This window comes from Roseibium sp. (genome assembly GCF_025698965.1).
Lineage (GTDB): Bacteria > Pseudomonadota > Alphaproteobacteria > Rhizobiales > Stappiaceae > Roseibium.
The window spans coordinates 1-8,915 of record NZ_JAILWL010000269.1 but is presented as its reverse complement, the minus strand read 5'-3'; the positions used below and the strand labels follow the sequence as shown (position 1 = coordinate 8,915).

Below are 8,915 nucleotides of genomic sequence, written 5' to 3'. Positions count from 1 at the left end.
ACCGGATGAAAGAAGTTCTGGCCGAATTGGAACAACGCCGTGAAACAGCACGGCTGGGTGGCGGACAGCGTCGCATCGACTCGCAGCATTCCAAGGGCAAGCTTACGGCACGCGAACGCATTGAGATTCTGTTGGACGAAGGCTCCTTTGAGGAGTTCGACATGTTCAAACAGCATCGCTGTACCGACTTCGGCATGGATGAACAGCATATTCCCGGCGATGGTGTGGTTACGGGATGGGGCACCGTAAATGGCCGCACGGTCTATGTGTTTTCCAAGGATTTCACCGTTTTCGGCGGTTCGCTTTCCGAAACTCATGCGGAAAAGATCACCAAGCTGCAGGACATGGCATTGCAGAATCGCGCACCGATCATCGGTCTGTTCGATGCCGGTGGCGCGCGTATTCAGGAAGGTGTCGCAGCACTTGGCGGTTACGGCGAAGTCTTCCAGCGCAATGTGCTTGCATCAGGCGTTATTCCGCAGATCTCGCTGATCATGGGGCCCTGTGCCGGCGGTGACGTCTATTCGCCAGCGATGACCGATTTCATTTTCATGGTGCGTGACACGTCGTACATGTTCGTGACCGGACCCGATGTGGTCAAAACCGTGACCAATGAAACCGTCACCGCGGAAGAACTGGGTGGCGCTTCAATCCATACGACCAAGTCCTCGATCGCAGACGGAGCTTTTGACAATGATGTCGAGGCCCTGGAGGAAATGCGACGGCTGATCGACTTCCTGCCGATGAACAATCAGGCAGACCTGCCGGAACTCACAAATTACGATGATCCGGACCGGATCGACATGAGCCTGGATACGCTCATCCCGGACAATCCGAACAAGCCTTACGACATGAAGGAACTTGTTCTGAAAACGGTCGATGAAGGGGATTTCTACGAGATCCAGGCAAATTACGCCGGAAACATCATCACCGGTTTTGGTCGGATGGAAGGACGTACCGTCGGGATCATTGCCAATCAGCCGATGGTACTGGCAGGTGTTTTGGATTCAGATGCCAGCCGCAAGGCCGCCCGCTTTGTCCGCTACTGTGACTGTTTCAGTATTCCGATTGTTACCTTTGTCGATGTCCCAGGCTTTCTGCCGGGCACCTCTCAGGAATATGGCGGTCTGATCAAACACGGCGCGAAACTGCTATTTGCCTATTCAGAAGCAACGGTTCCGAAAATCACCGTGATCACCCGCAAGGCCTATGGTGGCGCCTACGACGTGATGAGTTCCAAGCATATCAGTGGCGACATCAACTATGCCTGGCCCTCCGCCGAGATTGCCGTTATGGGAGCAAAGGGGGCGGTCGAGATCCTCTATCGGTCCGAACTTGGAGACCGGGACAAGATTGCCAAGCGGACCAAGGACTATGAGGACCGTTTCGCCAATCCTTTTGTTGCTGCCGAACGCGGCTATATCGATGACGTGATCCGGCCGCATTCAACACGCCGAAGGGTGGCAAAGGCGCTGGCCTTGCTGCGTTCCAAGAAGGCAGAATTGCCGTGGAAGAAGCACGACAATATTCCTCTTTAGGGTAGGCATGTTCAATTGACCTCAAACGAGTCGGGCCGGTCATCCGGCCCGATATCGTTTAATTCCAGCGGCCAAAGCCACGTTGGAACAAAGGTTCCTTGCATTCATACGCCACAGGGCATTTGCGATTGTCCCGGGTCGGTCCGTATTGGACAAACAGTTCCTGATTGTAATCGCAATAGCTTCTGTTGGAGACATACATCGAATAGGTGTACTGGCCAGTTGTGAAAACCACCGCGCCGTGTTGGCGAACCATATTCTGTGCTTGTTGACAGGTCATTTGCCGCAAATCAGGGCGGGCCTGTGCAGTTGTCGTCAGGGCTATGCTGCCAAGTGCAAGCGATGCCGCGAACAGGTGACTTTTTTTCATTGAATACCTCCCGTATGTCCGGGTTGAACAGATCATCAATTTATACGCTCACTCAAATCTATCAGATCTTACGCCAGGGTAAGTGACACATTGTAGTGTGCAATAGGCGAGTGCACTGGACTGTGATCAGCACCACAGGATAGACGGTTCAAGGTTTTAAGCGACTGTATTCAAATGCGGACTGACGAAAAGCCTGTTTCCGATTGGAAAAGCAGAAGAGCGTTCACAGGCCGTGTGGTCGGATTGAATTGAGACGTGGTCAGAGAAATGTTGTCCAATTCCAGCAGCGAAGTTGCAGAAGGGGTTGCTCCTTTCAAGTTTTTTACGACACCGAAATGAGCATTCTTTTCATTGACCCGGGACGGGCACAGTGCATCTGGGTATTGAGGACGTCGGAAAGCCAACGACCCAAATGCGACAGGCGCCACGCCTGAAACCTACAGAGCAGGTCCACGCGGCCTAGTTTTTCTTTTCCCAGTCTGTTGGGCAGACGGAACCTGGCAATATTTTTTGAGCGCCTTTGAGCGAGAAACCAGCGTAACTGTTGTCCTTGAACTTAACAGCCATGGTCTGTGACGACCGAAGCTTGTGCCAGACATAGTCAAAACTGTCTGCACAGGTGGCGCATCCACTGTCGATGTAACCTTGCTTGTTGACCGGTAGATCAAGGATTTCCTGATCCAGAATCAGCTTGATGCGTGTGCCTGGAGGCGGTGCCTTGCCTTCGATTTCGATGTGCAGAAGCGTTCCGTTGATTTTTCTCTTGGGATGACACCAGACGACAAAGTTGGACCCGACATTGTTGGACCCGACATTGTTGGTGGTCCAATAACGTGTAAAACCACCCACCGTTCCGCTGTTCCATTTGCCGACAGTCTTGGAAAAGGCAATGTTTGGAAGAAAGACCGTTACAATCAAAGCAATTGCAATAGATTTTTTCATAAAACCTCCCAGGGGCAATTGACAAGATTACTGCGGAAATTTTGTTAAAATAGTATGAGGCTTCAGGGTTTGATCTTTGGACTTTGCGTGTTGCCAAGTATAAATCACGCATAATTTACCGGGCAGCATTCTCATCCGTAAAATACCTCTCGCCCTTTGGCTAAGTTGCGCCGCTCCAAGGCGCGGCATACAAACAAAAAAACGATCCAGTTGGGTGGAATTACATGTTTTCGAAAATCCTTGTCGCCAACCGGGGCGAAATTGCCTGCCGGGTTATCAAGACGGCGCGCCGCATGGGCATCAAGACCGTCGCAGTCTATTCCGATGCTGACCGGGATGCGTTGCATGTCGAAATGGCGGATGAGGCGGTTCATATTGGTCCGGCAGCCGCGGCTGAGTCCTATCTGATCGCTGAAAAGATCATCGCAGCGTGCAAGGAAACCGGCGCAGAGGCGGTGCATCCGGGTTACGGGTTCCTGTCCGAACGCGCCAGCTTTCCTCAAATGCTTGCCAAGGAAGGCATTGTGTGGATCGGTCCGAACAAGCGCGCCATCGAAGCGATGGGGGACAAGATCGAATCCAAGAAATTCGCCAATGATGCCAAAGTCAGTACGGTGCCGGGATACCTGGGAGTGATCGAATCTCCGGACCAGGCGGTCGAGATTGCCCAGGACATAGGTTATCCGGTCATGATCAAGGCGTCAGCCGGTGGCGGCGGCAAGGGCATGCGGATCGCGTGGAATGCAGAAGAGGCACGCGACGGATACATACGTTCAAAGTCAGAAGCTGCGTCTTCCTTTGGGGATGACCGGGTCTTCATTGAAAAGTTCATCGAGAACCCGCGTCATATTGAAATTCAGGTGTTGGGCGACAAGCATGGCAATGCAATTTATCTCGGTGAGCGTGAATGCTCGATCCAGCGACGCAATCAGAAAGTCATTGAGGAAGCACCGTCACCGCTGTTGGACGAAGATACGCGCCGGAAAATGGGCGAGCAGGCCGTCGCTCTTGCCAAAGCGGTAGATTATGACAGTGCCGGTACGGTGGAATTTGTCGCCGGGCAGGACAAAAGCTTCTACTTCCTGGAAATGAATACCCGCTTGCAGGTGGAGCATCCGGTGACTGAACTGATCACCGGAGTTGATCTGGTCGAACAGATGATCCGCGTTGCCGCAGGCGAGGAGCTGACCCTTGCCCAGGACGAGGTGAAGCTGAACGGCTGGTCTGTCGAAAGCCGGATTTATGCCGAAGACCCGTATCGGAACTTCTTGCCGTCAATCGGGCGTCTGGTTCGCTATCAGCCGCCGGAGGAAATGTCGACCGATGTTCTCACGATCCGCAACGACACAGGTGTTGTCGAGGGATCGGAAATCTCCATGTACTACGATCCGATGATTGCCAAGCTGATCACCCACGCGCCCACCCGGGCAGAGGCAATCGATGCGATGAGTGCTGCACTAGATGCGTTCTATGTCGATGGTATTCAGCACAATGTGCCTTTCCTGACCGCGCTTATGAACCATCCGCGTTGGAAATCAGGTGAACTTGCGACCAGCTTTATCGATGACGAATATCCAGACGGTTTTTCGCCAGCAGTTCCGGACGCGGAGGCTCATACTGTCCTTGCTGCGGTGGCTTTGTCCATGGGGGCATTGGAGCGGGAACGCCTGGACCATTTGCCGGGTCGTTTGCGGCCTCATTCAGGTGCTATCCGTGAAGACTGGGTTGTTAAGCTGGACAAGTCCTATGTGCCGATCCGCCTGGCGGCCGGCTATCCGGGAACTCCGGTCGAGCTGGATGTCGCGATCGGGGATGGACCCATTATAAACGTCGAATCCGACTGGTCACCGGGCGATCAACTCTGGTCAGGTAAAGTCGGATCGGAAAACGTGACTGTACAGATCCGCCAGGTTACCGGCGGCTACCGGCTGGATTGGCAGGGCTATTCGGTTTTGGCCAAGGTGATGACACCTCGAATTGCTGAACTTGATCAGCTGATGCCGGAAAAACTTCCCCCGGACACCTCAAAAATGCTGCTCTGCCCGATGCCGGGACTTGTCGTCTCGATTGCAGTTGCCGAAGGGCAGGAGGTGAAAGCTGGAGAACAGCTTGCTGTCGTTGAGGCCATGAAGATGGAAAATGTTCTGCGGGCCGAGCGCGATTGTACTGTTTCCGCAATCAAGGCAGAGCCCGGAGATAGTCTCGCGGTGGATGCCGTGATCATGGAATTTTCCTGATCCGTCACCGATTGACAGGGAATTCTTTCGACCGATACTGCAGCGGCCTGTGACTGTTGAGTCACGGGCCGTTTTCTTTTTCTCTCGTTTCCCGAGGCCATTATGACATTTTCGACTGTCTTGTTTGATCTGGACGGCACTTTGACGGATCCGTTTGACGGTATCACCCGTTCAATTCAGTACGCACTGGACAAGCTGGGAGCGCCTGTTCCGGATCCGGAGGATATGCACTGGACCATCGGGCCTCCTCTTTGGGAAAGTTTTGAAGTTCTCCTACAGACAGATAACCGGGCTAAACTGGACGAAGCGGTTGCCCTTTATCGCGAACGCTATACCGTCACCGGTCTCTTTGAGAACACGCTCATTGACGGCATTCCAGATGTCCTTCAGGAGCTTCGAGATGCGGGGTACGACCTGCACGTATGCACCTCCAAGCCACATGCCTATGCAGGCAAGATCGTTGAGCATTTTGAGTTGATGCCGCATTTCGGCACAGTCTACGGGGCGGAGCTCAGCGGGACGCGATCGGCAAAGAGCGAACTCATCGCACACATTTTGGAGAAAGAGGGAATTTCTGCTGCGGAAACCGTGATGATCGGTGACCGGAAACACGATCTGATAGGTGCGAGCGCTAATGGCGTTGCCGGTATCGGTGTGCTTTGGGGGTATGGGAGTCGCGAGGAGCTTGAGGCTGAGGGGCCAATTCTTGTTGCCGAGAAACCGCATCACATTTCAGCGATACTGAAAAAATGATGCGATCGGCATTGTCAGGTTTACTTTTTCTCGCTAGACAAGCTGACAGAGAACAGTTCTCGGGGCGGGGTGGAAGTCCCCACCGGCGGTATCAGGGAAACCTGGAGCCCGCGAGCGCCTTGGCGGTAATCGCCAAGGGTCAGCAGATCCGGTGAGATGCCGGAGCCGACGGTTACAGTCCGGATGATAGAGAACTTGACTGCGGGCCATCTTTTAAGGCCTGCAGGCGCGTGTCTTTTGGGACTGTTCAGGAAAATGAACTGGAACGGTACCGGACAATGTCAGAACCTTCGGCAATATTCAGTCAAAGACCGCTGTTTGCAGCACTGGCCATGATTGGGGCAGGGGCGTCCTTTGCACTGGTCAATGGCGCTTTGCAGGCCTCCACGATGCAGCTCGGTGTACCATCAACGTCTGCAGCTTTCTGGCAATATGCGTTGGGCCTGGTTGTTGCGCTGCCGTGGGTCCTTCGGCGCGGTGTGTCTGCCTTGAAGACCCGCCAGATCGGCTGGCACCTTTTGCGTGCCGGACTTGCCGTCATCGGGATTCAGCTTTGGGTTGCCGGATTGGCCCGAGTTGAAATCTGGCAGGCAATTGCACTGGTCATGACGTCACCCTTCTTTGTTATTCTTGGCGCGAAACTATTCTTTGGCGAGCGCGTGGGGCTGGTTCGATGGCTGGCGACGATTGCCGGATTTTCAGGCGGCATGGTGATACTTCAACCCTGGACGGAAGCTTTCAGCTGGGCGGCAGTGTTGCCGGTCGGTGCAGCGGCATTTTGGGGAGGTACGTCTCTGGTCACCAAAAAACTGACCGAGACCGAGCATGCCGATTCGATAACGGTATATCTCCTTCTCCTGCTGACGCCGGTCAATGCGGTGTTGGCGCTGGGCGACGGTGGTATTGTTCCTTCAGGTGATGCACTCTGGTTGTTGATCGGGGCAGGCGGTCTAACCGTGGTGGCAAACTACCTGTTGACCCTGGCTTACCAGAAGGCAGACGCCACATTCGTTCAGCCTTTCGATCACCTGAAGCTGCCCTTGAACATCGCTGTCGGTTTCATTGCGTTTGGTTTTGCACCAACCGGTGCTTTCTGGCCCGGTGCCCTAGTCATTGTTGGCGCGTCGCTGCTTGTCATGCTGGACGAACAGAAACGTTCTGCCCGTGAAGCGACGGCCCTGGGCAAAGCCTGATTGCATCTTGGGAATTGAAACGGATTTCCGGATTCGGTCATCTTGTAATATTCTGTAACGGGATGTGTTGACCGGGGGGCACCATGACTGCCGATCCATTGACTGTTCACGTATTGATAGAAGGCCGGGTGCAAGGCGTCGGGTACAGAGCCTGGTGCGCCGATGAAGCCGAGGCGCGTCATCTTTCCGGTTGGGTCAGAAACCTGAAATCCGGAGCGGTGGAGGCAGTGTTTGCCGGTCCTTCCGACATCGTCGTCGACATGCTGGATGTGCTATGGCAGGGCCCGTCCTTTGCCCGAGTGAACACAATAAAAGATCTTGACCCTGTTGAGCCGGAACGTGGTGTTTTTGCCATACGGGAAAACGCTTAACCGGCTGAGAGCATATGCTTTTTGTGTATCAATTACGAATTCTATATTGAGTTGTCATTGAATTATCGCAATGATCTGATCTCTCGCATGGAACAATCCGGACTTGTGACATATCGAACCGTGTCAGCTTATGCCGGAGTTGAGTAACTCAAGGAGATTTCTTGTGAAGATTGCGATTCTCGGTGGCGACGGTTTTGTCGGTTGGCCAACTTCCCTGCATCTATCCGATCAGGGCCATGACGTTCACATCATCGACAATCTCAGCCGCCGCTGGATCGACGCGGAACTTGGCGTTCAATCGCTGACGCCGATGGATTCCATTCAGGAACGCACCCGCATCTGGAAGCAGGAGTCCGGCAAGACGATTCATTTCCACCTGATCGATATTGCCGAGAACTATGAAATCTTCAAAGCGTGGTTGGCGGAAAACCGCCCGGACGCGATCATCCATTTCGCCGAGCAGCGTGCAGCGCCCTATTCGATGAAGTCGGATCAGCACAAGAATTACACCGTCAACAACAATGTCAATGCCACGCACCATCTCCTGAATGCGATGGTGGAGCTGGACCTGGACGCCCACCTTGTTCATTTGGGAACGATGGGGGTTTACGGGTATTCAAGCGTAGGCGCGGCCATTCCGGAAGGCTATTTGAATGTTGATGTGCAAACACTGGCCGGCGAAAAGGCCAGTCAGGAAATTCTCTATCCGGCCAATCCAGGCTCGATCTATCACATGACCAAGTGCCTGGATCAGTTGTTGTTCCAGTTCTATGCAAAGAATGACGGCCTGAGAATCACAGACCTTCACCAGGGCATCGTCTGGGGAACGCATACCGAACAGACCTTGCGCCACAAGCAGTTGATCAACCGTTTCGACTATGACGGTGACTATGGAACGGTGCTGAACCGTTTCCTGATTCAGGCTGCCATTGAGTATCCGTTGACCGTACATGGAACAGGTGGGCAGACCCGAGCTTTCATTCACATTCAAGATTCTGTTCGCTGCATCGAGCTTGCCTTGAAAAATTCACCGAAAAAGGGTGATCGGGTCAAGGTCTTCAACCAGATGACGGAGACCCACAGGGTGCGGGATCTGGCAGAGCTGATCTCGCGGTTGACCGGTGCGAAAGTGGCCTATCTGCCGAACCCGCGCAAGGAAGCGCCGGAGAACGATCTGGTGGTCGAAAACAAGCAGTTCCTGGAACTTGGGCTTAATCCGATCACGCTTGAGGAGGGCCTGTTGAGCGAAGTGGTTGATGTTGCGAAAAACTACGCCTACCGGGTGGATCGCAGCAGGGTCCCGGCCGTTTCCGCGTGGACCAGGGAAATCGCGGAAGAAATTGAACATGATCCGGAGCATCCGCGGCTGAAATCAGTTTCCTGAGGGCGTGGTATGACTGATGCTCCCGTGTTCGACAGGGAACCGGCAAGCAGTTTTGCCTATGTGACGCTGGTGACAAACCGGGACTATGTGCTTGGTGCGACCGCATTGCTGCGGTCGCTTCGGCGTA

Annotated in this window: 8 protein-coding genes, 1 pseudogene and 1 riboswitch; of the genes and pseudogenes, 7 read left to right on the top strand and 2 right to left on the bottom strand. The window is 53.9% G+C overall.

All coding sequences use genetic code 11. From position 1 onward, the window contains the following. The first annotated feature begins 5 nt into the window (after window positions 1-5). Window positions 6-1,538: an acyl-CoA carboxylase subunit beta gene (locus K5905_RS20180; RefSeq protein ID WP_297586956.1), complete on the top strand. Its 1,533-nt coding sequence runs from the start codon at window positions 6-8 to the stop codon at window positions 1,536-1,538. Window positions 1,539-1,596: 58 nt separating this feature from the next. Here the strand turns inward: K5905_RS20180 and K5905_RS20175 are convergent, their stop codons facing one another. After that, window positions 1,597-1,908: a hypothetical protein gene (locus K5905_RS20175; RefSeq protein WP_297586955.1), complete on the bottom strand. Its 312-nt coding sequence runs from the start codon at window positions 1,906-1,908 to the stop codon at window positions 1,597-1,599. A gap of 459 nt (window positions 1,909-2,367) precedes the next feature. Beyond that, window positions 2,368-2,850: a hypothetical protein gene (locus K5905_RS20170; protein WP_297586954.1), complete on the bottom strand. Its 483-nt coding sequence runs from the start codon at window positions 2,848-2,850 to the stop codon at window positions 2,368-2,370. Between the two features lie 224 nt (window positions 2,851-3,074). On the opposite strand from K5905_RS20170, the gene K5905_RS20165 reads away from it, so the two are divergent. The 6 genes and pseudogenes from K5905_RS20165 to K5905_RS20140 all read left to right on the top strand — a co-directional run. After that, the gene (locus K5905_RS20165) at window positions 3,075-5,087 is read left to right on the top strand and encodes an acetyl/propionyl/methylcrotonyl-CoA carboxylase subunit alpha (RefSeq protein WP_297586953.1); all 2,013 of its coding nucleotides are present in this window, start codon (window positions 3,075-3,077) and stop codon (window positions 5,085-5,087) included. Between the two features lie 102 nt (window positions 5,088-5,189). After that, window positions 5,190-5,840 (top strand): HAD family hydrolase, encoded by a 651-nt coding sequence (locus K5905_RS20160; RefSeq protein WP_297586952.1) that lies wholly within the window; start codon window positions 5,190-5,192, stop codon window positions 5,838-5,840. Between the two features lie 51 nt (window positions 5,841-5,891). Next, window positions 5,892-6,039, top strand: a riboswitch (FMN riboswitch). Between the two features lie 79 nt (window positions 6,040-6,118). Then, window positions 6,119-7,033 carry a DMT family transporter gene (locus tag K5905_RS20155; RefSeq protein WP_297586951.1) on the top strand — a complete coding sequence of 305 codons (915 nt, stop codon included), beginning with the start codon at window positions 6,119-6,121 and terminating at the stop codon, window positions 7,031-7,033. Between the two features lie 83 nt (window positions 7,034-7,116). After that, window positions 7,117-7,404, top strand: a complete 288-nt coding sequence (locus tag K5905_RS20150) for an acylphosphatase (protein WP_297586949.1) — start codon at window positions 7,117-7,119, stop codon at window positions 7,402-7,404. 163 nt (window positions 7,405-7,567) lie between these two features. After that, window positions 7,568-8,788, top strand: coding sequence for an NAD-dependent epimerase/dehydratase family protein (locus tag K5905_RS20145; protein WP_297586947.1), 1,221 nt, complete (start codon window positions 7,568-7,570; stop codon window positions 8,786-8,788). Between the two features lie 9 nt (window positions 8,789-8,797). After that, a pseudogene (locus tag K5905_RS20140) lies at window positions 8,798-8,915 on the top strand (glycosyl transferase); the annotation flags it as partial.